24 protein-coding genes and 1 pseudogene are annotated in these 22,821 nt (G+C 74.7%); 13 read left to right on the top strand and 12 right to left on the bottom strand.

Translation table 11 applies throughout. The annotated features are described in order from the left end of the window. Window positions 1–58 precede the first annotated feature (58 nt). Complete coding sequence (locus tag NLX85_RS04860) at window positions 59–388, bottom strand: nucleoside triphosphate pyrophosphohydrolase family protein (RefSeq protein ID WP_254331814.1); 330 nt, start codon at window positions 386–388, stop codon at window positions 59–61. A gap of 133 nt (window positions 389–521) precedes the next feature. Then, a complete protein-coding gene (locus tag NLX85_RS04855) occupies window positions 522–1,208 on the bottom strand; it encodes an IclR family transcriptional regulator (protein WP_013284529.1) in 687 nt (228 codons plus the stop codon). 49 nt (window positions 1,209–1,257) lie between these two features. On the opposite strand from NLX85_RS04855, the gene leuC reads away from it, so the two are divergent. The 4 genes from leuC (at window position 1,258) to NLX85_RS04835 (ending at window position 6,364) form a co-directional block, all read left to right on the top strand. After that, window positions 1,258–2,700 (top strand): 3-isopropylmalate dehydratase large subunit, encoded by a 1,443-nt coding sequence (leuC, locus tag NLX85_RS04850; RefSeq protein WP_254331813.1) that lies wholly within the window; start codon window positions 1,258–1,260, stop codon window positions 2,698–2,700. Between the two features lie 15 nt (window positions 2,701–2,715). After that, the gene (leuD, locus tag NLX85_RS04845; RefSeq protein ID WP_254331812.1) at window positions 2,716–3,303 is read left to right on the top strand and encodes a 3-isopropylmalate dehydratase small subunit; all 588 of its coding nucleotides are present in this window, start codon (window positions 2,716–2,718) and stop codon (window positions 3,301–3,303) included. 160 nt (window positions 3,304–3,463) lie between these two features. Continuing rightward, a complete protein-coding gene (locus NLX85_RS04840; protein WP_254331811.1) occupies window positions 3,464–4,090 on the top strand; it encodes an HU family DNA-binding protein in 627 nt (208 codons plus the stop codon). Window positions 4,091–4,222: 132 nt separating this feature from the next. Next, entirely contained in the window at window positions 4,223–6,364 is a 2,142-nt protein-coding gene (locus tag NLX85_RS04835) for an endonuclease/exonuclease/phosphatase family protein (protein ID WP_254331810.1), read from the top strand. Between the two features lie 62 nt (window positions 6,365–6,426). On the opposite strand, the gene NLX85_RS04830 is transcribed toward NLX85_RS04835, so the two are convergent. The 4 genes and pseudogenes from NLX85_RS04830 to cofC form a co-directional block, all read right to left on the bottom strand. Further along, window positions 6,427–7,308, bottom strand: a complete 882-nt coding sequence (locus NLX85_RS04830) for an NUDIX hydrolase (protein WP_254331809.1) — start codon at window positions 7,306–7,308, stop codon at window positions 6,427–6,429. Between the two features lie 40 nt (window positions 7,309–7,348). Next, window positions 7,349–9,637 (bottom strand): RNA degradosome polyphosphate kinase, encoded by a 2,289-nt coding sequence (locus NLX85_RS04825; RefSeq protein ID WP_254331808.1) that lies wholly within the window; start codon window positions 9,635–9,637, stop codon window positions 7,349–7,351. Between the two features lie 54 nt (window positions 9,638–9,691). Beyond that, window positions 9,692–9,889 (bottom strand): cold-shock protein, encoded by a 198-nt coding sequence (locus tag NLX85_RS04820; RefSeq protein ID WP_212838810.1) that lies wholly within the window; start codon window positions 9,887–9,889, stop codon window positions 9,692–9,694. A 12-nt stretch (window positions 9,890–9,901) separates the two neighbouring features. Further along, window positions 9,902–10,534: pseudogene (cofC, locus tag NLX85_RS04815) on the bottom strand (2-phospho-L-lactate guanylyltransferase); the annotation flags it as partial. Between the two features lie 109 nt (window positions 10,535–10,643). On the opposite strand from cofC, the gene NLX85_RS04810 reads away from it, so the two are divergent. The 5 genes from NLX85_RS04810 to NLX85_RS04790 all read left to right on the top strand — a co-directional run bounded on the left by NLX85_RS04810 (window position 10,644) and on the right by NLX85_RS04790 (window position 15,699). Further along, window positions 10,644–11,369, top strand: coding sequence for a 1-acyl-sn-glycerol-3-phosphate acyltransferase (locus NLX85_RS04810; protein WP_254331807.1), 726 nt, complete (start codon window positions 10,644–10,646; stop codon window positions 11,367–11,369). A 76-nt stretch (window positions 11,370–11,445) separates the two neighbouring features. Next, complete coding sequence (locus NLX85_RS04805; protein ID WP_091312560.1) at window positions 11,446–12,453, top strand: NAD(P)H-dependent glycerol-3-phosphate dehydrogenase; 1,008 nt, start codon at window positions 11,446–11,448, stop codon at window positions 12,451–12,453. A 7-nt stretch (window positions 12,454–12,460) separates the two neighbouring features. Then, window positions 12,461–13,573, top strand: a complete 1,113-nt coding sequence (locus NLX85_RS04800; RefSeq protein ID WP_254331806.1) for a cystathionine gamma-lyase — start codon at window positions 12,461–12,463, stop codon at window positions 13,571–13,573. A 170-nt stretch (window positions 13,574–13,743) separates the two neighbouring features. Continuing rightward, window positions 13,744–14,535 (top strand): putative protein N(5)-glutamine methyltransferase, encoded by a 792-nt coding sequence (locus NLX85_RS04795; protein WP_254331805.1) that lies wholly within the window; start codon window positions 13,744–13,746, stop codon window positions 14,533–14,535. Window positions 14,536–14,646: 111 nt separating this feature from the next. Next, window positions 14,647–15,699: an ROK family protein gene (locus NLX85_RS04790; RefSeq protein WP_254331804.1), complete on the top strand. Its 1,053-nt coding sequence runs from the start codon at window positions 14,647–14,649 to the stop codon at window positions 15,697–15,699. A gap of 25 nt (window positions 15,700–15,724) precedes the next feature. On the opposite strand, the gene NLX85_RS04785 is transcribed toward NLX85_RS04790, so the two are convergent. Both NLX85_RS04785 and NLX85_RS04780 read right to left on the bottom strand, forming a co-directional pair. Next, window positions 15,725–15,922 carry a DUF397 domain-containing protein gene (locus NLX85_RS04785; RefSeq protein ID WP_254331803.1) on the bottom strand — a complete coding sequence of 66 codons (198 nt, stop codon included), beginning with the start codon at window positions 15,920–15,922 and terminating at the stop codon, window positions 15,725–15,727. Window positions 15,923–15,927: 5 nt separating this feature from the next. Continuing rightward, window positions 15,928–16,773, bottom strand: a complete 846-nt coding sequence (locus NLX85_RS04780) for a helix-turn-helix transcriptional regulator (RefSeq protein WP_254331802.1) — start codon at window positions 16,771–16,773, stop codon at window positions 15,928–15,930. A gap of 266 nt (window positions 16,774–17,039) precedes the next feature. Between NLX85_RS04780 and NLX85_RS04775 the strand changes: the two genes are divergently transcribed. Continuing rightward, on the top strand, window positions 17,040–17,270 hold the full coding sequence (locus NLX85_RS04775) for a hypothetical protein (RefSeq protein WP_107078967.1): 231 nt from the start codon (window positions 17,040–17,042) through the stop codon (window positions 17,268–17,270). 290 nt (window positions 17,271–17,560) lie between these two features. Beyond that, window positions 17,561–18,655 carry a D-alanine--D-alanine ligase family protein gene (locus tag NLX85_RS04770; protein ID WP_254331801.1) on the top strand — a complete coding sequence of 365 codons (1,095 nt, stop codon included), beginning with the start codon at window positions 17,561–17,563 and terminating at the stop codon, window positions 18,653–18,655. Between the two features lie 30 nt (window positions 18,656–18,685). On the opposite strand, the gene NLX85_RS04765 is transcribed toward NLX85_RS04770, so the two are convergent. Together NLX85_RS04765 and NLX85_RS04760 are read right to left on the bottom strand one after the other, a co-directional pair. Continuing rightward, on the bottom strand, window positions 18,686–19,300 hold the full coding sequence (locus NLX85_RS04765) for a DUF3515 family protein (protein WP_254331800.1): 615 nt from the start codon (window positions 19,298–19,300) through the stop codon (window positions 18,686–18,688). Then, window positions 19,301–19,534, bottom strand: a complete 234-nt coding sequence (locus NLX85_RS04760) for an Lrp/AsnC ligand binding domain-containing protein (protein ID WP_013284547.1) — start codon at window positions 19,532–19,534, stop codon at window positions 19,301–19,303. A 164-nt stretch (window positions 19,535–19,698) separates the two neighbouring features. On the opposite strand from NLX85_RS04760, the gene NLX85_RS04755 reads away from it, so the two are divergent. Then, window positions 19,699–20,646 (top strand): thiamine-phosphate kinase, encoded by a 948-nt coding sequence (locus NLX85_RS04755; RefSeq protein ID WP_254331799.1) that lies wholly within the window; start codon window positions 19,699–19,701, stop codon window positions 20,644–20,646. A gap of 63 nt (window positions 20,647–20,709) precedes the next feature. After that, complete coding sequence (locus tag NLX85_RS04750) at window positions 20,710–21,177, top strand: GNAT family N-acetyltransferase (RefSeq protein ID WP_254331798.1); 468 nt, start codon at window positions 20,710–20,712, stop codon at window positions 21,175–21,177. Between the two features lie 6 nt (window positions 21,178–21,183). On the opposite strand, the gene NLX85_RS04745 is transcribed toward NLX85_RS04750, so the two are convergent. Beyond that, window positions 21,184–22,440: an ATP-grasp domain-containing protein gene (locus NLX85_RS04745; RefSeq protein WP_254331797.1), complete on the bottom strand. Its 1,257-nt coding sequence runs from the start codon at window positions 22,438–22,440 to the stop codon at window positions 21,184–21,186. Between the two features lie 186 nt (window positions 22,441–22,626). Continuing rightward, on the bottom strand, window positions 22,627–22,818 hold the full coding sequence (gene rpmB / locus NLX85_RS04740; protein ID WP_046569512.1) for a 50S ribosomal protein L28: 192 nt from the start codon (window positions 22,816–22,818) through the stop codon (window positions 22,627–22,629). Window positions 22,819–22,821 lie beyond the last annotated feature (3 nt).

The following is a 22,821-nucleotide window of genomic DNA, read 5'->3' as shown; positions in this document are numbered from 1 at the left end:
ACACCGAACGGCCCGTCTCGCTCCCGCGAGACGGGCCGTTCGCCTGTCTGGCGGTGGCTCAACGGTCGTCGCCGCTGCCGCCCAGCACGCCCCGGCCCTGGCGGCTGGCCAGCTTGGCCAGGTTGGCCGTCGCGATGTCGTCGAGCGGCAGGTCGAGGTAGTCGGCGAGCACCGCCACGTACCAGAGCACGTCACCGAGTTCCCTGGCGATGTCGGCCCGGTCGATCAGGGACTCGTCGCTGTCGAGGTCGCGGACCCACTTCTTGAACTTCTCGGCGATCTCACCCGCCTCGCCGACCAGCCCGAGCACCAGGTGCAGCAGCTCGTTCCGTCGGTCCCGCGGCGCGGCGGTACGAAGGGCACCACGCTGATACTCGTCCAACTCCATGGCCGACCAGTCTGCCCAATCCCCACCCCACCTCACCCCGCCGCCCCGCCCGGCGGTGTCGACCAAGAAGTTTGCGTCCGGATCGGGCCGGAGCGTGACGCAAACCTCTTGATCGACGCGTGAGGGGGAGGGGTTACAGGCCGGAGAGGCGTTGGCCGGCGCGGACCACGGCCATGGCGTGGCGTTCGCCGGGGCGGCGGCCCAGGCGCTCGATGGGGCCGCTGATGCTGATGGCGGCGATGACCCGGCCGGTGCGGTCGCGGATCGGGGCCGAGACGCTCGCCACACCGGCCTCCCGCTCGGCGACGCTCTGCGCCCAGCCGCGGCGGCGTACCTCGGCGAGGGTGCGGCCGGTGAACTTCGACCGGGGCAGCAGCGGCATGACGGCCTCGGGCGGCTCCCAGGCCAGCAGGATCTGCGCCGCGGAACCGGCCGTCATGGGCAGCACCGAGCCGACCGGCACGGTGTCCCGCAGGCCGCTGGCCCGCTCGGCCGCGGCCACGCAGATCCGCTCGTCCGCACGGCGCAGGTAGAGCTGGGCGCTCTCCCCGGTGGCGTCGCGCAGCGCGGCGAGCAGCGGCTCGGCCGCGGTCAGCAGCACGTCGGGTGCGGCGTTGGCCAGCTCGCCGAGCCGGGGGCCGGGGCGCCAGCGGCCCTGGGTGTCCCGGACCAGCATCCGGTGGATCTCCAGCGCCTGTGCCAGCCGGTGCGCGGTGGCCCGGGGCAGCTTGGTCCGTTCAACGAGTTCGGCAAGGCTGGCGCCGTCGACGCAGGCGGCCAGGATGACCACCGCCTTGTCGAGAACGCCGACACCGCTCATACTGTGTCCCACAAGCCGAAATTTACCTCCCAGAATTTAGGATGTCCAGATGGTGGGAGTCACTCAACCGAGGACCCTGGCCGAGAAGGTCTGGGACGCGCACGTCGTCCGCTCCGCCGCCGGCGAGCCGGACCTGCTCTTCATCGACCTGCACCTGCTCCACGAGGTCACGAGCCCGCAGGCGTTCGACGGGCTGCGCCTGGCCGGCCGTCGGGTCCGCCGCACCGACCTGACGATCGCGACCGAGGACCACAACACCCCGACCGGGTACGACGACCCGGCCTTCCGCTCCCGGCGCGGCGACCTGCTCACGATCGCGGACCCCACCTCCCGCACCCAGATCGAGACGCTGCGCCGCAACTGCGCCGAGTTCGGCGTACGGCTGCACCCGCTGGGCGACGAGAACCAGGGCATCGTGCACGTCATCGGCCCGCAGCTCGGCCTCACCCAGCCCGGCATGACGATCGTCTGCGGCGACTCGCACACCGCCACCCACGGCGCGTTCGGTGCGCTCGCCTTCGGCATCGGCACCAGTGAGGTCGAGCACGTGCTGGCCACCCAGACGCTGCCGCAGGCCCGCCCGAAGACCATGGCCGTGAACGTCACCGGCCAGCTCGCCCCGGGCGTCACCGCCAAGGACCTGGTGCTCGCCCTGATCGCCCAGGTGGGCACCGGCGGCGGGCGCGGCCACATCGTGGAGTACCGCGGCGAGGCGATCCGGAACCTCTCCATGGAGGGCCGGATGACCATCGCCAACATGTCCATCGAGTGGGGCGCCAAGGCCGGCATGATCGCGCCGGACGAGACCACCTTCGCGTACCTCAAGGGGCGGCCCCACGCGCCGCAGGGCGCCGACTGGGACGCGGCGGTGGCCTGGTGGCGGACGCTGCCCACCGACGAGGGGGCGACCTTCGACACCGAGGTGACCCTGGACGCCGCCCGGATCACCCCGTTCGTCACCTGGGGCACCAACCCCGGCCAGGGCCTGCCGCTGGGCGCCGCCGTGCCGGACCCGGAGGAGTTCGTCACCGAGCCGGAGCGGGTCGCCGCCCGCCGCGCCCTGGAGTACATGGACCTCACGCCCGGCACCGCGCTGCGTGACCTGGCCGTGGACGTGGTCTTCGTCGGCTCCTGCACCAACGGCCGCCTGGAGGACCTGCGGGCCGCCGCCGACGTGCTGCGCGGGCACCAGGTCGCCGACGGCGTACGCATGCTGGTGGTGCCCGGCTCGGCCGCGGTCCGCGAGGCGGCCGAGGCGGAGGGGCTGGACAAGGTGTTCACCGACGCCGGCGCCGAGTGGCGCTTCGCCGGCTGCTCCATGTGTCTGGGCATGAACCCGGACACCCTGAAGCCGGGCGAGCGCTCCGCCTCGACCTCCAACCGCAACTTCGAGGGCCGCCAGGGCCGGGGCGGGCGTACCCACCTGGTGTCCCCGCCGGTCGCCGCCGCCACCGCCGTGGTCGGCCGGCTGGCCGCCCCCGCCGACCTGTAGAAGGGCAGCCGAGAGATGGACAAGTTCACCACCCACACCGGCACGGCCGTGCCGCTGCGCCGATCCAACGTGGACACCGACCAGATCATCCCCGCCGTGTACCTCAAGCGGGTGACCCGGACCGGATTCGCGGACGGTCTGTTCAACGCGTGGCGGGAGGACCCGTCATTCGTCCTCAACGATCCCGCCCATTCGGGTGCGTCGATTCTGATCGCCGGCCCCGAGTTCGGCACCGGATCCTCCCGGGAGCACGCCGTCTGGGCGCTGCGGGACTGGGGCTTCCGGGCCGTCATCTCGCCTCGCTTCGGCGACATCTTCCGCGGCAACGCGCTCAAGGAAGGTCTCCTTCCGGTCGAGCTGGAATTGAAAGCCGTGGAAGAACTGTGGGATCTCGTGGAATCCGAGCCGACCACGCCGATCACTGTCGACCTCGCCGCCCGCCAGGTCCACGCCGGTGACGCCACCTGGGCGTTCCCGCTGGACGACCACAGCCGTTGGCGGCTGATGGAGGGCTTGGACGACATTGGACTCACCCTCCGGCACGAGGCTGAGATCAGCGCCTACGAGGGGTCCCGGCCGTCGTTCCTGCCCTCGATCGCCTGACCGCAGATAGCTTTTCGCCCCCACCGGCCCGACCGGTGGGGGCGAATCCGTTACGACACAAGGGCTTTTTTCCACCGAATGTTTGTGTCCAGGCAGCACAGGGCATACCGTGCGCGCAGAATGGCTCGCGTCGAGTCAGTTGCACAATCGGGAGGAAGTCGTGAACAAGGCCGAGCTCATCGAGGCGCTCGCCGTTCGCCTGGGGGACCGGAAGACGGCGACGGCCGCGCTCGACGCGGTTCTCGCTGAGGTCCAGGCGGCGGTCACCAAGGGCGAGAAGGTGGCGATCACCGGTTTCGGAGCGTTCGAAAAGCGCATCCGGGGCGCCCGAACAGCGCGCAACCCGCGGACCGGCGAGGCGGTGAAGGTCAAGAAGACCTCCGTCCCGACGTTCCGTGCGGGCGCGGGCTTCAAGGAGATGGTGGCCAGCGGCAAGGTGCCGAAGGCCACGGCCGCCGCCAGGAAGACCACCACAGCCGCCGCGAAGACCACGGGCGCGAAGGCCACCGGGGCCAAGGCGACCGGCGCGAAGGCGACCGCCGCGAAGAAGACCACGGCGGCGGGCGCCGCCAAGAAGACCACGGCGGCGAAGGCCACCAAGACGACCGCCGCGACCAAGAAGGCCGCGCCGGCGAAGAAGGCCGCGACCAAGACGACCGCGGCCAAGAAGACCACCGCGGCGACGAAGTCCACCGCCGCCAAGAAGACGACGGCCGCCAAGAGCACGGCCGCCAAGAAGGCGCCGGCGAAGAAGGCTCCGGCCAAGAAGGCCGCCACCCGGCGCTGACCGCACGGCCGGAAAGGGCGCCCACCGTCCGCGGTGGGCGCCCTTTTCGTGGGTACGCGTTGACCGGCCCTCGCGCGGACCCGCAGAATCCTCGTGCCGAAACCCCGTCGGTCACGAGAAGAGGGGGCGCCCGTGCGCCACCGTCACCTCCCCACCGTGGCGCTCGCCCTGGGCGTCGTGGTCCTGCTCGACGTGCTGCGGGTGTGGCTGCCGTCGATCATCACCATCTTCGGCCGGGCGGCCGAGACGCCGGCCGAACTCCTCGGCGCCTTCGCCCTCGGCTGGTTCGTGCTCGCGCTCGCCGCGCCCGTCCTGGTCCGCCGGGTCGGTGCGCGCCCGGCACGCCTGGCCGCGGCCGGGCTCCTGGCCGCCACCCGGCTCGCCCTGACCGCCGCCCCCGGCGGTCGGGTCCAGCTCTGGCTGGCCTGCGCCGGCCTGCTCGCCGGCCTGGTCTGGCTCGCCGCGACCGCCGCGACGGTCGCCCGCCCGGTGCCGGGTCTGGCGTCCGGCCTGGCCGGGGCCGCCGGCGGGCACGCCCTGCTCGGCACCGAGGACCTCGTCTGGCGGGGCGGCGTGCTCGGGTGGACGGTGAGCGTCCTGCTGGTCGGCGCCTTCGTCGCCGCGCAGTCGGCCACCGGTCCAGCGGCCGGGCTTCGCGGGCGCGGGGCGGCGGGCCGGGTCGCCTGGCTGCTGGTGGGTCCGGTGCTGCTGCTGGCCGGTCAGCTGGCCCTCGCACCGGCCGTGTGGGACGCCGCGGCCACGTACTGGCACGACTCGGCCGATCTGTCCGGCCTGGGACTGCCGCCGGCCCACCTCGCGGCGGTCCCCGAGTTGGCGATCGGCCTGTTCCTGGTGACGCTGCTCGTGCGGCCGCCCCGGCCGCTGGCCCGGCTGCTCTGGCCGGTGGCGTTGGCGGCCGGCGCGGGACTGTTCGCCGCCGACCGGGCCGGCTGGCTGGCGGCGGCGGTCCTGCTGACCGCTGCCGGCCTCGGTGGCTGCCTCGCCCTCGTCGACACCGCCGCCGACCGCGCGAACGCGCTGGTGCATGGCCGCTCCGGCAAGGCTCCCGTCCGCGCCACGACCAGCCCGGGCAGCGGCCGCGACCCGGCCACGGCGCTGGTCACCGCCGCAACGTCCCCTGATCGCGCCGCGGGCCTGGATTCCGCCACGGTCCCGGGGTCCGCCACGGCCTCCGGCTCCGTCGCGGGCACAGGTGCTGCCTCGTTGACCGGTCCGGCCGAGGCTGCGGGTTCCGGTGAGCCGGCCGAGCCGGACCCGGGCGGCAGGGACGGTGGCCGGCGGCGCGGGTTCGCCGTCGTCGGCGGGATGCTGGGCTTCGCGGTCGGCGCGGTGGCCTACTACGCCGCCTACGACCTCGGGTACCCGAACGGCTGGGTGCCGGTGCTGGCGGCGCTCGTCGTCGCCGCCGCGGCCGTGGCCGCCCCGCCGGGCGCCGCGCGCCTGTTCCGCACGCCGGTGCCGGCGTGGACGGTGGTCCTCGGCGCGATGCTGCTGACCGCCGTCGGCGGCGGCATCCACCGGCCGGCACCGGCCCCGCACGCGCCCGCGAACCCGCCGGCCGCGGTGCGGGTGGTGGCGTACAACATCCGGATGGGGTTCGGGCTGGACGGGCGGCTCGACCTCGACGCGCTGGCCCGGGCGGTGGACGGCAGCCGGCCCGACGTGGTGCTGCTCAGCGAGGTGGACCGGGGCTGGCTGCTCAACGGCGGCCACGACACCCTCGCCCTGCTCGCCGGGCGGCTGCGGATGCCGTACGTCTTCGCGCCGGCCGCCGATCCGGTGTGGGGCGACGCGGTGCTGAGCCGCTTCCCCGTGCGGGCCGGCGAAACCCGGCCCCTCGCGGCGCACGGCGCGCCGACCGGGGCGCAGGCGCTCGGCGTCACGCTGGACCTCGGCGGCCGGGACCTCGCCGTGGTCGCCACCCACCTGCAACCGCCTCCGGGGCAGGGCCCGGTGGCCCAGGCCCGCGAGGTCGCCGCCTTCGCCACCCGGTACGCGGCCGGCCGCCCGCTGGTGCTCGGCGGCGACCTGAACACCGAGCCCGCCGACCCGGCCTTCGCCGAGTTCACCCGGGCCGGCCTGGTCGACGCGCTGGCCGCGGCCCGCCCGCTGCGCACCAGCCCGGCCGACGACCCGCGCACCCAGATCGACCACGTGTTCGTCTCGCCGGGTCTCACCGCGTCCGGGGCGACCGCCCCGCGCACGACGGCCAGCGACCACCTGCCGGTCGCGGTCACCATCGCCCTGCCCTGAGCCACCAGGCACGCGCGGCGGCGGTGGTCCCACCGGACGGGCCGCCGACGGAGAACTCCGGCTCAGAGGCGGTCGGCCGCGAGCAGCCGGTCGCCGCTGAAGGCGAGCAGCCAGCCGCCGCCCTTCGGGGTGGTGAAGTCGTCGGCGGTGCCGGCCAGGTGTTCCAGCGCGCCCGGGATCACCTTGCCCTGGCTGCACACCGCGATCCGTTCCCCGTCGGCGGCCAGTGCGGCGAGCCGGGCCGCGGCGGCCAGAGCGCACTCGTCCGGCTGCTGGCCGGGCCGCGGCTCGTCGAGGTCGCCGACCACCTCGATGGGCAGGTCCAGCAGGGCGGCCGCCGGGTCGAGGGTCTGCACGCAGCGCCGGGCCGAGGCGGAGACGAGGCGGGTGGGGCGGACCAGCGCCACCAGGGCGGCGAGGGCCTGCGCCTGGGCCCACCCCTCGGCGTCCAGCGGCCGGCCGGTGTCCGGGCCGGTCCAGGTGCCCCGCTTGCCGGCGTGCGCGTGCCGGACCAGCAGCAGGGTGGCGGTGACCGGCGGCAGCGTCGCGAACGCGGCGATCACCTCGGCGTCGTGCGGGTAGCTGACCTGGCGTACCGCCCGGTCGGCGGGGAACCAGGCCACCTCGTCCACCTCGGTGTCCGGCTGGAAGCCGCCCTGCGCGGCGGCCCGCATCGACCAGTAGTCGACCGCCTTGGGCCGGCCCTCGCTGCGGTAGCGGGCGGTGGGCAGGCGCACCTGCGGCACGGCACGGACGTCGGTCTCCTCGGCGACCTCGCGGACGGCGGCCCGCAGCGGGTGCTCGCCGGCGTCCAGCTTGCCCTTGGGCAGCGACCAGTCGCCGTAGCGGGGGCGGTGCACCAGGCAGACCTCGACGCCGTCGGCCGCCGGGCGCCAGACGACCCCGCCCGCCGCCCGGATCCGCACCGGCTCGTCGTCCGTCATCCGCTCACCGTATGCCCGCCCGGAGCGTGCCGTGGTCCGCTCAGCCCGCCCTCCCGCCGACCCGGTGCAGCAGCAGGTCCTGCAGGTGGGTCAGCGGCGTGTCGTCGGTGCCGGTACGCCGCTGCCAGCTGCCGTCCGCGGCCAGTTCGAAGGCGTCCACCTCGGGGCTGAACGCGGCGGTCAGCACGTGGTCCAGCTCGGCCCGGGCCACCGGGTCGCTCACCTGCACGAGAGCCTCCACCCGGCGGTCCAGGTTGCGGTGCATCAGGTCGGCCGAGCCCATCCAGAACTCCGCGTCGCCGTTGTTGCCGAACCGGAAGATCCGCGAGTGCTCCAGGAACCGCCCGAGGATCGAGCGCACCCGGATGTTCTCCGACAGCCCCGGCACCCCGGGCCGCAGGGTGCACATGCCCCGGATCAGCAGGTCCACGTGCACCCCGGCCCGCGACGCCCGGTAGAGCGCGTCGGTGATCTCCTCGTCGACCAGCGCGTTCACCTTGAACTGCACGAGCCCCGGCATGCCCAGCCGGACGTGCTCGATCTCCCGCTCGATCCGCTCGACCAGGCCGCTGCGGATGCCCTGCGGGGCCACCAGCAGCCGCCGGTACGCGGTCTGCCGGCTGTAGCCGGTCAGCACGTTGAACAGGTCGGTGAGGTCGGCGCCGATCTCCGGGTCGGCGGTGAGCATGCCGAAGTCCTCGTAGAGCCGGGCGGTCTTCGGGTGGTAGTTGCCGGTGCCGATGTGGCAGTAGCGGCGGATCTGGTTGCCCTCCTGGCGGACCACCAGCGCGGTCTTGCAGTGCGTCTTCAGGCCCACCAGGCCGTAGACCACGTGGCAGCCGGCCCGCTCCAGGGTGCGCGCCCAGCCGATGTTGGCCACCTCGTCGAAGCGCGCCTTCAACTCGACGAGCACCACCACCTGCTTGCCGGCGGCGGCCGCGTCGACCAGCGCGTCGACGATGGGGGAGTCGCCGCTGGTGCGGTAGAGCGTCTGCTTGATGGCCAGCACGTTCGGGTCGGCGGCGGCCTGCTCGACGAAGCGCTGCACGCTTGTCGCGAACGAGTGGTACGGGTGGTGCACCAGCACGTCCCCGTCCCGCAGGGTGGCGAAGACGCTGCGCGGCACCTCGCCCTCGGCCAGTCGGGGATGGGTGGCCGGCACGAACGGCGGGTCCTTGAGGTCCGGTCGGTCGGCCTCGCCGTACACCTGCCAGAGCGCGGAGAGGTCGAGCAGGCCGCGGACCCGGAGCACGTCGTGGCCGTCCATGTCCAGCTCGCGGACGAGCAGCTCCAGCATGTGGTCGGAGATGGAGGCGGCCACCTCCAGCCGCACCGGCGGGCCGAACCGGCGCCGGGCCAGCTCCCGTTCCAGCGCCTGGAGCAGGTCCTCGTCGCGGTCCTCGTCCACCTCCACCTCGGCGTTGCGGGTCACCCGGAACAGGTGGCACTCGACCACCTGCATGCCGGAGAAGAGCTGCCCGAGGTGCACCGAGATGACGTCCTCCACCGGCAGGAAGCGCACCCCCGGCTGGTCGCGCGCCACCCGCACGAACCGGGGCACGTTGTTCGGCACCTTCACCCGGGCGAACAGCTCCGAGCCGCCGTCCGGGTCGCGCACCGAGACGGCCAGGTTCAGCGACCGCCCCGAGATGTACGGGAACGGGTGCGCCGGGTCCACGGCCAGCGGGGTGAGCACCGGGAAGATGTGCTCCCGGAACCAGGTGCGCAGCCGTTCCCGCTCGGCGTCGTCGAGGTCGCTCCAGCGCAGGATCCGGATGTCCTCGTCGGCGAGCTTCGGCAGCACGTCGTCGACGAAGCAGGCGGCGTGCCGGGAGACCAGGTCGGCGGTCTTCTCGGTGATCAGCTCCAGCTGGGTCCGCAGCGGCAGCCGGTCGCCGCCGCGTACCGGCAGGCCGGCGGAGAGCCGGCGCTTCAGGCCGGCCACCCGCACCATGTAGAACTCGTCCAGGTTGCTGGCGAAGATGGCCAGGAACTTGGCCCGCTCCAGCAGCGGGGTGCGGGGGTCCTCGGCCAGCGCCAGCACCCGGGCGTTGAAGTCGAGCCAGGAGATTTCCCGGTTGAAGAACCGGTCCTCGGGCAGCGGCAGGGCCGCGGTCGGCTCCGCCTGCGGGCCCGGACCCTCGACCGGGTCCAGCGACTCCTCCAGCCCGGCGGAGGCCGCCGCCGCGGGCTCGGGGCTGACGCTCTCCTCGGGCGGGCGGACGCGGCGGAAGCGGCCATCGACGCCGCGCGTGGACGTGCCGTTGCGGGGCGCGTCGGGGTCGAGGACGTGCCGGGGACCGTCGGGGTGCTCGCGAGGGGTGCTCACCACCTCATGATTCCCCGACAACGGTGAACGGAAAATGAACTCGGGGCAGGTTGGTCACGCCATCGTCGGCAATGTCACCCGGACGACCTCGCCGGCGGCGTCCCGCTCGATGCGCACCCGCTGCCCGAGCCGGAGCAGCCGCAGGCCGGAGGCGTCGAAGGCGCGGGCCGGGAACGCCAGCTCGGTGCCGTCGTCGAGGAGCAGCACCCCGCTGCGGGTCGACGCGTCGTAGGTGGCCACCGTGCCCTGCATGCCAGCACCGTACCCGACGCCCCCGCCGGCCCGGGCCAGCAGCGCGGCCGTGCGCGGGCCGGCGCCGAGCCGGACGGCGGCGGCCAGGTCGGCCGCGGTGTCCACGTCCCGGCGCAGGGTGGGCCAGCCGCCGGCCAGCGGCAGCGCCCCGCTCGCCGTGTGCGCCGCCGCCGAGCCGGGGCCGAAGCGGGGCGCCAGCGGCACCCCGGGCGGCGCGGCGAGCAGGACGGTTCCGCTGCCCGGGGCGTCGGCCACGAAGCCGCGTACCCCGTCGGAGGGGACGGCCCGCAGCGCCGCGGCCAGCTCGGCCGGGCGCAGCGCCGGCAGGTCGGCGGTCAGGCCGGCCACCGGGACGCGCGGGCCGGCCACGGCCGCGCCGTGCCGGAAGGCCCCGTTCAGCCCGGCCGCCGGGTCCGGCGCGACCTCCGCGCCGGCCACCGTGGCCTCCGCCGCCACCCGGGGGTCGTCGGTCACCACGAGCACCCGGGCCACCGCCGGGCAGGCCCGCACCGCGCCGACCGTGTCGGCCGCGAGGGCCAGCGCCAGCTCCTCATGGGGTACGCCGGGCAGCGCGCCGCGCAGGCGGCTCTTCGCCACCCCGAGGCGCTTCACCGGCACCACCACTGTCCAGGTCGGCTCGGGCACGTGACAATCCTGCCAGTCGGGCGGCGGTACCCTCACTGGCCGGACCGGGGGCGAGCAGGCATGATTTCGTCCCGGGGCGTGCGCGCATGGGGCGGAACGAGGAGGCAGGGTGGCACCGCGGAGGCTGGGATTCTGGCCACGGTTCGCCGTGGTGCTGGTGAAGCCGGTGTTGACCGTCTGGACGCGGCGCACCTGGCGGGGCATGGAACACCTGCGCCGCGACGGCGGCATCATCATCGTGCCCAACCACATCTCGCACGCGGACCCGCTGGTGTCCGCGCACTTCATCTACGACTCGGGCCGCTGGCCGCAGTTCCTCGGCAAGGCCAGCGTGTTCAAGGTGCCGGTGATCGGTTGGATCCTGCACCGCTGCAGGCAGATCCCGGTCGAGCGCGGCAGCATCGAGGCCGTCAAGTCGCTGGACAAGCTGGTCGCGGCGCTGGACGAGGGCGGCGCGGTGGTGATCTACCCGGAGGGCACCACCACCCGGGAGCCGGACCTGTGGCCGATGAAGGGCAAGACCGGCGCGGCCCGGCTGGCGCTGGCCACCGGCGCCCCGGTGATCCCGGTCGCCATGGTCGGCCCGGAGCGGATGTTCGACCCGCGGACCGCCCGGATCCGACTGCGCCCGCGTACGCCGGTGACGGTGGTCGCCGGTCCGCCGATCGACCTGAGCCGGTGGGCGGGCGCCACGCCGACCCGGGCGATCCTGGAGGAGATGACCGACACGATCATGCTGCGGATCCGGGACCTGGTCGCCGAGATCCGCGGTGGCACGCCACCGCCGCTGTGGGAGCGGCCGGCCCGGACGCGTACCCCCGAGGTGACCGAATGAGCGAGCGTAGCGAGCGAATCAGCCAGCTCAGTGCGCTGGAGCCTCATGCCGTCGCCGACCGAAGGGAGGCGACGGCATGAGCGGGCACGTGGCCGTGCTGGGTGCCGGGTCGTGGGGCACCGCGTTCGCCAAGATCCTCGCCGACGCCGGCCGGGACGTGACCATCCTGGCCCGGCGCGCCTCGGTGGCCGAGGCCATCCGGACCGGGCGCCACAATCCGGACTACCTGCCGGACGTGCGGCTGCCCGACCGGGTCACCGCGACCGGTGACGCCGAGGAGGCGATCGCCGGGGCCGAGGTGGTGGTGCTGTCCGTGCCGTCCCAGACGCTGCGCGCCAACCTCGCCGACTGGACCCCGTACCTGGACGCCGACGCCACGCTGGTCTCCCTCATGAAGGGCATCGAGCTGGGCACCACGAAGCGGATGAGCCAGGTGATCATGGAGACCGCCGGGGTGCCGGCCGACCGCGTGGTGGTCGTCTCCGGGCCCAACCTGGCACCGGAGATCGCCGCCGAGCAGCCGGCCGCGACCGTGGTGGCCGGCACCGACAGCCGCCGGACCGCGCTGGTCCAGTCGTCGATCCGGACGCCGTACTTCCGGCCGTACACCAACGACGACGTGATCGGGTGCGAGCTGGGCGGGGCGGTGAAGAACGTGATCGCGCTGTCGTACGGCATCGCCACCGCCATGGGCTTCGGCGACAACACCCGGGCCATGCTCATGACCCGCGGCCTGGCCGAGACCGCCCGGCTGGGCGTGGCGCTGGGCGCCGACCCGATCACCTTCGCCGGGCTGGCCGGCATGGGCGACCTGGTCGCCTCCTGCTCGTCGCCGCTGGCCCGCAACCGCACCTTCGGCGAGCACCTGGGCCGGGGGGAGACCCTGGAGCAGGCCCAGGCGGCCACCCGGCAGACCGCCGAGGGCGTGAAGAGCTGCCTGGCCATCCGCGACCTGGCCCGGGCGCACGGTGTGGAGATGCCGATCACCGAGCAGATCGAGCGGATCTGCCACGAGGGGATGGACCCGCGGCTCGCCGTGGACGCCCTGATGAGCCGGACCGCGAAGCCCGAGTCGTACGAGTGAGGTGGCGATGACCGACGAGTGGGGTGACGGCACGCGCAGCGTGCACGCCGGGCTGCCCGCGCCGGAACCGGGCCAGCCCTTCCTGCCCGGGCCGGTCTTCGCGGCGCCGTACCACCTGGACCCGTGGCGGGGGCCGGAGGCGACCCCCAACGGGTACGGGCGGCCGGACAACCCCACCCGGCGGCTGCTGGAGGCGGCGATCGGCGAGCTGGAGGGCGGCGACTGCCGGGTCTTCGCCAGCGGTCAGGCGGCCATCACCGGGCTGCTGCTGGCCGTGCTGCGCCCCGGTGACACCGTGCTGCTGCCCGCCGACGGCTACTTCCCGGTGCGCGCCTTCGCCACCGCCACCCTTGAGGGCATCGGCGTGCGGGTGGGCTTCGTGCCGACCGCCGGGCCGTACCCGTCGTTCGAGGGCGTCCGGCTGGTGCTGCTGGAGACGCCGGCGAACCCCGGGCTGGACGTGGCCGACGTGACGGCGCTGGCCGTCGCCGCCCACGGTGCCGGGGCCCTCGTGGCGGTCGACAACACCACCGCCACCCCGCTCGGTCAGCGCCCGCTGGAGCTCGGCGCCGACGTGGTGGTCGCCTCCGGCACCAAGGCCCTGACCGGCCACTCCGACCTGCTGCTCGGCTACGTGGCGACCCGCTCGGCCGAACTGCTCGACGTGGTGACCGCCTGGCGGACCACCACGGGTGGGGTGCCGGGGCCGTTCGACTGCTGGCTGGCCCACCGCTCGCTGGCGACCGTGGACCTGCGGCTGGGTCGGCAGACCGCCAACGCCGAGGCGCTGGCCCGGTTGCTCGCCGGCCGCGCCGACGTCACCGGCGTGCGCTGGCCGGGGCTGCCGACCGACCCGGCCCACGCCATGGCCTCGGTCCAGATGCGACGGATGCCCGGCGTGCTCTCCTTCGACCTGGGCGACGCGGACCGGGTGGCCCGGTTCCTCGACGCGTCCCGCCTGGTGGCCGCCGCGACCTCGTTCGGCGGGCTGCACACCACCGCCGACCGGCGGGCCCAGTGGGGCGACGACACCCCGCCCGGCTTCGTCCGGCTTTCCTGCGGCATCGAGGACGCCGCCGACCTGGTCGCCGACGTGACCGCCGCGCTGGACGCGGCCTGACGCGGGCCGGCCCGCTCGGCTAAGGTGACGGGCAGCACGGCCCGCGTGGGCCCCGACCGGAGGAGGTGAGACCGATCCCCCAGCAGAGGACCGGCGTTCCCTCCGAGTCCGCCTCGCCCCAGGGTTAGGCGACGCCGGGAGCGCCGACGAGCGTTCCCGAAAGGCCTGCCATGACACCCACCCTGTTCACTCCCGACCGTCCCGCCGTCGTGGGGCGGCTGCGCGCCGCCGGCTGCGTCTTCGCCGAGGACGAGGCGGAGCTGCTGATCGCCGCCGCCGGCTCGGCCGAGGCGCTGGCCGACCTCGTCGACCGCCGGGCCGCCGGCCTGCCGCTGGAGCACCTGCTCGGCTGGGCCGAGTTCTGCGGCCTGCGGGTCGCCGTGGATCCCGGGGTGTTCGTGCCCCGCGGGCGGACCGCCCTGCTGGTCGCCGCCGCCGCGGCGGTGGCCGGTCCGGCGCCCGCCGTGCTCGACCTCTGCTGCGGCTCGGGCGCCGCCGCGCTGGTGCTGCACGGCCGGCTGGCGCCCCGCTGGCTGGCCGCCGCCGACCTCGACCCGGCCGCGGTGGCGTGCGCCCGGCGCAACCTCGACCCGCTGGGCGTCCCGGTCTACGAGGGCGACCTGTTCACGCCCCTCCCCTCGCGGTGGCGGGGGCGGCTGGACCTGGTGGTGGCGAACGCGCCGTACGTGCCGAGCGGCGCCGTGGCGATGCTGCCGCCCGAGGCGCGGCTGTACGAGGCCCCGGTGGCGCTGGACGGCGGCGTGGACGGGCTGGCCGTGCTGCGCCGGGTGGCCGCCGGCGCGGCCGAGTGGCTGGCCCCCGGCGGGCACCTGGCCGTGGAGGTGAGCGCCGGCCAGGCCGCGGCGCTCTGCGCGGTCCTGGCCGACGCCGGCCTGACCCCGACCGTGGTGCGCGACGACGAGCTGGAGGCCACCGCCGTCACCGCCCGCCGGCCCGGCTGAGCCGGGCGCCCGGCCCCCGCCCGGTCCCGGACCGGGCGGGGTCGGTGCGACCGTGGCGGGACGCCGCGCCGCCCACTAGCCTCGGATCAGGCTCGGTGGGAGGCGGTGGCGGTGGGCAGCGCGGGTGTGCCGGTGGTGGTGGGTCTGGACAACGGCGGCACGAGCAACAACGCCACCGTGCTGACCGTCGACGGCCGGTTCCTGGTGGACGGGCTCGTGGAGATCCCGAGCGAGGTGCAGGCCGGGCCGGAGGCGGCGATCGAGGCCCTGGCCCGGGCGCTGGACGGCGTGCTGGCGCTGACCGGCGTGCCCCGCGAGCTGGTCCGCGCGGTCGGGCTGGACACCCCCGGCCCGGCCAGCGCCACCGGCGTGATCTCCTCCCGCGGCTCGACCAACTTCTCCCAGCCGGCCTGGCGCGGCTACGACGTGCGCGGCGCGCTGGAGCACCGGCTCGGCCTGCCGGTGGTCTACGCCAACGACGGCAACGCGGCGGCCCTCTACGCGCACCACGTGCACTTCGGCGCCGACGCGATGGATCGCTCCTCGGTCGCCGCGATCGTCGGCACCGGGCTCGGTGGGGGTGTGGTCGAGGGCGGCCGGGTGGTCGGCGGCGCGGCCGGCATGGCGGGCGAGTTCGGGCACGTGCACATCCCGCTCGACGGGCTGCTCGCGCCCGGCCAGCCGGTGCCGGTCTGCGCCTGCGGCTTTGCGGGGGACGCGGAGAGCGTCGCCTCGCTCACCGCCATCGTGAACAACCTGCTGCCGTACTGGCTGGGCCGGTTCCCGGGACATCCCCTCGCCGCCGAGGAGCCGGCCCGGGCGGCGAAGCTGGTCCGCGGCTACGGCGAGCGGGGCGACCCGTTGGCCCGCGAGGTGTTCACCCAGCAGGCCATGGCGCTGGGCCGGCTGTTCACCATCGCGGCCAACTTCACCGACCCGCACGCGTACTTCGTCGGCGGCGGGGTGGTGGAGGCCGCGCCGGAGTTCCGCGACTGGTTCCTGGCCACCGTGCGGGAGCACACCGTGCTCCGCGCCGAGCAGCGCGCGGTGGCCTCCTTCGCCCTGGTGCCGGACCGGGACATGGCCGGGGCGCGTGGGGTGGCCATCGCGGCGCTGGAGGCGGTCCGCGGCGGGGCCGCCGCCGGCCCGCTGGTCGCCGGCTGAGCCGCGGCGTCGCCGCCGCGACCGGTCAGGGGCGCGGCGGGGCGCCGGCGAAGGTGGCCCAGGCCGCCGGGGGGAAGACCAGCACTGGGCCGGCCGGGTCCTTGGAGTCGCGGACCGCGACCGCCTCCGGCAGCAGGGCCATCTCGACGCACGCGCCCTCATCGCCGCTGTGGCTGCTCTTGCGCCAACCGGTCGCCACGGGGGCGCTGTTCGTGCCGTTCATCGCTTCTACCTCTCGTTCAGCAGGCGGAGGAGCTCGTCCCGGCTGGCCGCCGGGCTCAGCGCCACGGTCCGCAGGTGCTCCATGATCTTGGTGCAGGTGCGCAGGTCGCCCGGCCGGTCCAGCACCATCTGCCCGGCGACCGTCTCCACCGAGGCGATGATCGGGTCCTCCGGATCCGCGAACTCCAGGATGTGCAGCGACCCCCGCGTCCCCCGGTGGTATCCGGCCGCCAGGGGGATCACCTGCACGGTGATGTTGGGCAGCTCGGCCATCTTCAACAGGTGCTGCAGCTGACCCCCCATCACCGTCCGGTCGCCGACGGGGCGCAGTAACGCCCCCTCGTCGATGATGGCGTCGAGGATCGGCGGATCGTCACCCGTGAGCCGTTGCTGGCGGTCGAGCCGCAGCTTGACCCGCTGCTCCACCTGCTCGTCGCTGAGTGTGTGCGGGCCGCCGCGCATCACCCCGCGGATGTAGTCGGCGGTCTGGAGGAGGCCCGGCACCACCGACGGCTCGAAGTTGGCGATCCCGGTCGCCTCCGCCTCCAGCGCGATGAAGTCGATGGTCCGGCGGTCCAGCAGGTACGAGTAGGAGACCCACCAGCCGGGCTTGCGGGCGTCCTTGGCGAGCTGCACGGCCGCGGCGATCTCGTCGGGGCCGACCCCGTAGAGGGTGAGCAGCGCCCGCACGGTGGCCGGGTTGACAAGCGTCTGCGCGTTCTCGTAGCGGGACAGGGTGCTGCGGGTGCTGTTGATCTCGTCGGCCGCGGACTCCAGGGTGAGGCCGGCGGCCTCCCGGTGGGTCCGCAGGGCGATGCCGAGCCGTCGGGCCCGGGCGGTCTTCGGCGCCATGCATCGATGGTCGCACATCAATGGGAGGATGGGCATGAGAGAAATCCGATGAGAGTTGCATTCACGCGTGTCCACCTGTCAATCTGTGACGGCGTCCTCACCGCCGGTTGTCGTGGCGACGGTGGTGGTGAGCGACCGGAGGGGATGGGGCGCGCGGCGATCGGGTTTTACTCCCCCACGACCCGATCGTCGCGTGCCCGTACCGGCACCAGACGGGGAGGAGACGCGATGACGGCGACGGCCCGCCACGCCGGGGGTGGACGGGGATGACGCGGTTCCTCGTGGTCCTCACCGACGTGCGCCCCCTCGACGGGGTCTGGCGCAACGAGCGGACCAGCCCCGAGCGCCGCCGGCAGGTCGTCGGCGCGAACAACCGCGAGGCGGCGGACCGGATCGCCGGCGCCTTCATGGCGCTGGGCATGGTCCGCGCCGGCCGGCAACGGGTCAAGGTCATCGCGGTCGGGCGCCGGCCGCGGACCCCGGACCACCTGAACTGAACCGGGCCCGCCCCCGGGACGCGGTGACGGGGGCGGGGGAGCCGGGCGGCCGGTGGCAGGTCCCGCCACCGGCCGCCCGGGCTCGTCACGGCTCGCACCCCCTTCGATTCACCTCTGCGCACGTGCAGCCGCCCGGTTACTCCGCGTATACGGGTCACTGACCGGATGACGGCCGCTGCGTCGTCTCCCCGGGTATCGGCTACCGGCGCTCGCCACGCACAGTAAGGTCAGCGGGTGAGCGCCACCGGCGAGCACGGCCAGCCGCAGTCGCGAACGAAGAGGTGACTCCAGTGACCACCCCAGGCAAGACCCGCGTGGCGATCGTCTTCGGCGGCCGCAGCCCGGAGCACGGCATCTCCTGCGTGAGCGCCGGCAGCGTGCTGGCCGCCCTCGACCCCGACGAGTTCGAGGTCGTGCCGGTCGGCATCACCCGGCAGGGCCAGTGGGTGCTGGCCAGCGGCGACCCCGGCCAGCTCGCCATCGCCGACCGCAGGCTCCCGGAGATCACCGCCGGCTCCGGCGCCGAGCTGGTGCTGCGCGCCGACCCGGCGGTGGGCGGCCTCATGGTGCTCGACCCCACCCAGGGCCCGGTGGCGCTGGCCGACGTGGACGTGGTATTCCCGGTGCTGCACGGCGCGTACGGCGAGGACGGCACCATCCAGGGGATGCTGGAGATGGCCGACATCCCGTACGTCGGGGCGAACGTGTTCGCCTCGGCGGCTGCCATGGACAAGGAGTTCACCAAGAAGCTCTGCGCCGCCGAGGGCATCCCGGTCGGCCCGTACGTGGTGCTGCGCGCCGGAATGACGCTGACCGAGGAGGACAAGGAGCGCCTCGGGCTGCCGGTCTTCGTGAAGCCGTCCCGGGCGGGTTCCTCGTTCGGCATCACGAAGGTCGACGACTGGGCGCAGCTCGACGCGGCGGTCGCCACCGCGCGGGAGATCGACACCAAGGTGCTGGTCGAGGGCGCGATCGTGGGCCGCGAGATCGAGTGCGGCGTGCTGGAGGGCGAGGCCGGCGGCGCGCCGGAGGCGTCGGTGCTGGCCGAGGTGCGGGTGGTCTCCGGCCACGACTGGTACGACTTCGAGGCCAAGTACATCGACGACGCCTGCGAGTACGACATCCCGGCGAACCTGTCCGAGCAGGTGACCCGGCAGGTGCGGGAGTACGCGACCCGCGCGTTCACCGCGCTGGACTGCTCCGGCCTGGCCCGGGCCGACTTCTTCGTCACCCCGGAGCTGGACGTCTACCTCAACGAGATCAACACCATGCCGGGCTTCACCCCGACCTCGATGTTCCCCCGGATGTGGGCGGCCAGCGGGCTGGAGTATCCGAAGCTGGTCAACCGGCTCATCCGCACGGCCCTGCGCCGCGCCGGCCGCTGACGCCGGGGCGTCGCGACCGGCAGGCGACGGTCAGGCGGAGCAGCCGGAGGGGGCGGTCTTCGCGGCCGGCACCGAGGCGACCACCGCGTCGGAGATCGGCGTGACCCACTGGAGCGGCTGCTCGTACTGCTTCGGGACGCGCACCCGCACCGGGGTCTCCCGGTCGACGGTGGTCAGCACGGTGGCGTCCGCCTCCTGCACGGCGTGCCAGCAGACCTTGTTCACCGACCAGACCTCGTCGGTGGGCTGCACCACCGGCGGCGTGCCGCCGCAGGCCACGGTGAGCGCCGGGTCGCCGTACGCGGCGTTCTGCTCCGCGCCCGCGGTGACCGGGCGCTGCGCCAGGTCGCGGACGGTCGCCGGGAGCTGCGACACCAGGGCGCGGCACACCGTGGCCGGGCGCTCGGCCAGGGCCGGCGCCGGCAGCTCGACCGGCGTGGTCGACTGCGGCCGCACGGCGCTCGCCGACGGGCTCGGCTCGGCGGCCGGGGTGTCGGGGGCGAGCTTCGCGAAGGTGAACCCGGCCACCGCCAGGGTGACCGGCAGCGCGACCAGCGTGGCCCAGAGCGCCGCGCTGCGGTTCGACCGGTCGCGACGCGCCGGGCCCGACTCGTCGGAAGTGGGGGAGGACGTGACTTCTTCCACTTACAGCCGCACCACCGAACACGTGAGGGTGCGGGTGATGCCGGGCACCATCTGCACCTTGCTGACGATGAGTTTGCCGAGCTCGTCGACGGTGTTCGCCTCCGTGAGGACGACCACGTCGTAGGGCCCGGTGACGGCGTCGACGCGTACCACGCCGGCAAGGTCCGCGATCAGACCGGCCACGTCACGCGCCCGACCGACCTCCGTCTGGATGAGGATGTACGCCTGTACCACGACTCGACCTCCGTCCGTCGCCGCCTGGGGCGGCCCGAAGGGTGAAACTACCCTACGGAGCGGCCCTGATCCGTATCGGTCGCCGGCGGGACGCGGTGAGCGAGCCCACGTCGGGGTAGTGGTGACGGGACGGCCAAGCGGTGAGAGCGCGACGAGGGGACGGCATGACGGTCGCGAATGTCGGTGAGTTCGGGCTGATCGACCGGGTGACCGCCCGGTTGGCCCAGGGGGAGAGCTGCCTGCTCGGCCCCGGAGACGACGCGGCCGTGGTCGCGGCGCCGGACCGGCGGGTGGCGGCCTCCACGGACGTGCTCGTGGAGGGGCGGCACTTCCGGCGGGACTGGTCGGGGGCCCGCGACGTGGGACACCGGGCGGCGGCGGCCAACCTGGCCGACATCGCGGCCATGGGGGCCACCCCGACCGCGCTGCTGGTCGCCCTCTGCATGCCGGCCGACCTCGACCCGGCCTGGGCCGAGGAGCTGGCCGACGGGCTGGGCGCCGAGGCGGCCCTGGTGGGCGCGAGCGTGGTGGGCGGGGACATGTCGGCCAGCCCGACGCTGACCATCGCGGTGACCGCCCTCGGCGATCTGGCCGGCCGGGCACCCGTGGTCCGCTCCGGGGCCCGCCCGGGCGATGTGGTGGCCCTCGCGGGGCGCACCGGCTGGGCGGCCGCCGGCTACACCGTGCTGTCCCGGGGGTTCCGCACGCCCCGGCTGCTGGTGGAGGCGTTCCGCCGCCCCGAGGTGCCCTACGCGGCCGGCCCGGAGGCCGCCCGGCACGGCGCCACCGCCATGATCGACGTGTCGGACGGGTTGCTGGCCGACCTGGGACACGTGGCGAAGGCCAGCGGGGTGGCCGTCGACCTGACCCGGGAGGCGTTCGAGGTTCCCCGGCAGATGCGCGACGCGGCGCAGGCGCTCGGCGTCGACCCGTACACCTGGATCCTGGCCGGGGGCGACGACCACGCCCTGGCGGCGACCTTCCCGGCGACCGCGACGTTGCCCGAGGGCTGGCGGCCGGTCGGCCGGGTGACCGAGGGCGCCGGGGTGACGGTGGACGGCGCGCCCTTCGCGGGCACCGCCGGCTGGGACCACTTCCGCCGGGCGGAGTGATCTGCGTCCGATGCCGGGGATCGGGCCCCGGTCGACCCCGGTCCCGGTCGTACGCTTCGGTCCGTGAGCGAGATCGAGATCCGGGTGCGGCGCTTCGACGCGCCCGAGTCGCAGGCGTTGATCCGGGCGGCCCTGGCCGACCTCGGGGCGCGGTACGGCGGCAGCGGCGACGAGACGCCGGTCGACGCGAACGAGTTCGAGCCGCCGGCCGGCACCTTCCTGGTCGCCTATCTCGACGGGCAGCCGGTGGGCTGCGGCGGCTGGCGCAGCCACGGCGACGACGGCGAGACGGCCGAGCTGAAGCGCATGTACACGGCGCCGGCCGCCCGTGGCCGGGGCGTGGCCCGCGCGGTGCTCGCGGCGGTCGAGCACTCCGCCCGGGACCAGGGCCGCAAGCGGATCATCCTGGAGTGCGGCGACAAGCAGCCCGAGGCGATCGCCATGTACACCTCGGCCGGCTACGAGCGGATCCCGAACTTCGGCTTCTACCGGGACGCCCCGGGCTGCCTCTCCTTCGGCCGCCCGCTCTGACCCCGGTCAGCCGACGGTGATCCGGATCTCGCCGGCGGCCTTGCGGGCGGCGCTCTCCGCCTCGGCGGGGGTGGCGCCCCAGGCCAGCAGGTGCCCGCTGCGGTGCGCCGACGAGAGCAGTTCCGGCACGTGGTCCCCGACCTTCGCCTCGACCTGCACGTCGAGCACGCCGGGCACCCGCAGGGCATCCCGCCGGCCGTCCACGGCGGTGACCCGGCCGGGCGGGGCGACCAGGAACTCGACGGCCGCCGCGCCGGTCGGCCGCGCCGGCGGCGTGGGGCGCTCGCCGCGCAGCACCCGCAGGTACGCCTCGATGAAGTCGACCTCGTAGGCGATCGAGACCAGCGCGGTGATCATGTCGCCGGGCATCCGGGCGGCACACTCGACAAGCGTCGGCACGCCGTCGACCAGGATCCACTCGCTGTGCAGCATGCCGCTGCGGAAGCCGGCCGCCTCGGCGAGCCGGACCGCCGCGTCCCGCAGCGCCCGCCGCCGCGGCTCGGGCAGCGCGGACGGCACGGTGTGCCCGGTCTCCACCGGGTACCGGCCGCCGGCGACCCGCTTGTCCGTGACGTTGGCGAAGATCGTCTCGCCCTCGGCGACCAGCAGCTCGACGCTGTGCTCCGAGCCGACCAGCAGCTCCTCCACGAGCACCCCGGTGGGCAGGCCGCGCTCGGTGGCCTCGGCCGGCTCGGGCGGGGTGGCGCTGGCCGCCCAGCGCACGGCGATCTCCGCCGGGTCGGTGACCAGCTGCACGCCCAGGCTGCCCGAGCGACGGGTGGGCTTGAGCACGCACCGGCCACCGTGCGCCCGGGCGAACTCCGCCGCCCGCGCCGGGTCGTCGACCAGCTCGTACGCCGGGTTGGCCAGGCCGGCGGCGTCGGCGAGCAGCCGCATCCGGTGCTTGTCGGAAAACACGTCCGCGGCGGCAACCCCGGCGCCGGGCAGGCCGAGCCGGTCGGCCAGCCGGGCGGCGGCGCCGACGGCGTACTCCAGGCCGGGCAGGACCAGCCGGGCCGTGGCGAGGCCGGGCTCCCGGGCGAGCAGGGCGTCCGCGTCGAAGCCGGTCTGGTACTCGGCCGGCACGAGACGGGCGATCATCGGCAGCTCGGCGGCGAGGCGTTCCAGGCCCCGGCGGCGGATCACGTCCGGCTCCTCGACCAGGACCACGCTGCCCGGCGGCAGCTCCTGGTCGAACCAGCGCAGCGAGCCGAACGACCCGCCGACCACCACCAGCTGCTCCCGCCCCAGGTCCAGCTCCACCGGTCGTTCCTCCCCACGCCTGGCGCCGGAACGGACGGCCGGCGCAGCAGCACCCTAACCGGGCCGGCCCGGCCGGCCGCCGACCGGTCGGGGAACCGTCAGCGCGGGACCGTGGACACGACAGAAGCCGGCGGACCCGAGGGGTCCGCCGGCATCCGGCGAAGCGATGAAGGCGGTGCTACCGCGTCAGGCGCGGGTGACCTTGCCGGCCTTGATGCACGAGGTGCAGACCTGCAGCTTCTTGGTGGTGCCACCACCGGCCGGGGTACGCACCGACTGGATGTTCGGGTTCCAGCGGCGGTTGGTCTTCTTCTTGGACCAGGGCACGTTGTGGCCGAAGCCCGGCCCCTTGCCACAGACGTCGCACACGCTAGCCACGGG

Origin of the sequence: Micromonospora sp. A3M-1-15 (assembly GCF_024213425.1) — a bacterium.
Classification (GTDB): domain Bacteria; phylum Actinomycetota; class Actinomycetes; order Mycobacteriales; family Micromonosporaceae; genus Micromonospora; species Micromonospora chersina.
This window is presented reverse-complemented; position numbering and strand designations above follow the sequence as displayed.

Coding starts and splice junctions, on each gene's coding strand:
- NLX85_RS04800 (WP_254331806.1), top strand. CDS start 12,461: ATGACCGACGAGTGGGGTGACGGCACGCGCAGCGTGCACGCCGGGCTG.
- NLX85_RS04755 (WP_254331799.1), top strand. CDS start 19,699: ATGACGGTCGCGAATGTCGGTGAGTTCGGGCTGATCGACCGGGTGACC.
- NLX85_RS04855 (WP_013284529.1), bottom strand. CDS start 1,208: ATGAGCGGTGTCGGCGTTCTCGACAAGGCGGTGGTCATCCTGGCCGCC.
- NLX85_RS04785 (WP_254331803.1), bottom strand. CDS start 15,922: ATGAACGGCACGAACAGCGCCCCCGTGGCGACCGGTTGGCGCAAGAGC.
- NLX85_RS04830 (WP_254331809.1), bottom strand. CDS start 7,308: ATGACGGACGACGAGCCGGTGCGGATCCGGGCGGCGGGCGGGGTCGTC.
- leuD (WP_254331812.1), top strand. CDS start 2,716: ATGGACAAGTTCACCACCCACACCGGCACGGCCGTGCCGCTGCGCCGA.
- NLX85_RS04795 (WP_254331805.1), top strand. CDS start 13,744: ATGACACCCACCCTGTTCACTCCCGACCGTCCCGCCGTCGTGGGGCGG.
- leuC (WP_254331813.1), top strand. CDS start 1,258: ATGGTGGGAGTCACTCAACCGAGGACCCTGGCCGAGAAGGTCTGGGAC.
- NLX85_RS04805 (WP_091312560.1), top strand. CDS start 11,446: ATGAGCGGGCACGTGGCCGTGCTGGGTGCCGGGTCGTGGGGCACCGCG.
- NLX85_RS04820 (WP_212838810.1), bottom strand. CDS start 9,889: ATGCAGGGCACGGTGGCCACCTACGACGCGTCGACCCGCAGCGGGGTG.
- NLX85_RS04775 (WP_107078967.1), top strand. CDS start 17,040: ATGACGCGGTTCCTCGTGGTCCTCACCGACGTGCGCCCCCTCGACGGG.
- NLX85_RS04780 (WP_254331802.1), bottom strand. CDS start 16,773: ATGGCGCCGAAGACCGCCCGGGCCCGACGGCTCGGCATCGCCCTGCGG.
- NLX85_RS04860 (WP_254331814.1), bottom strand. CDS start 388: ATGGAGTTGGACGAGTATCAGCGTGGTGCCCTTCGTACCGCCGCGCCG.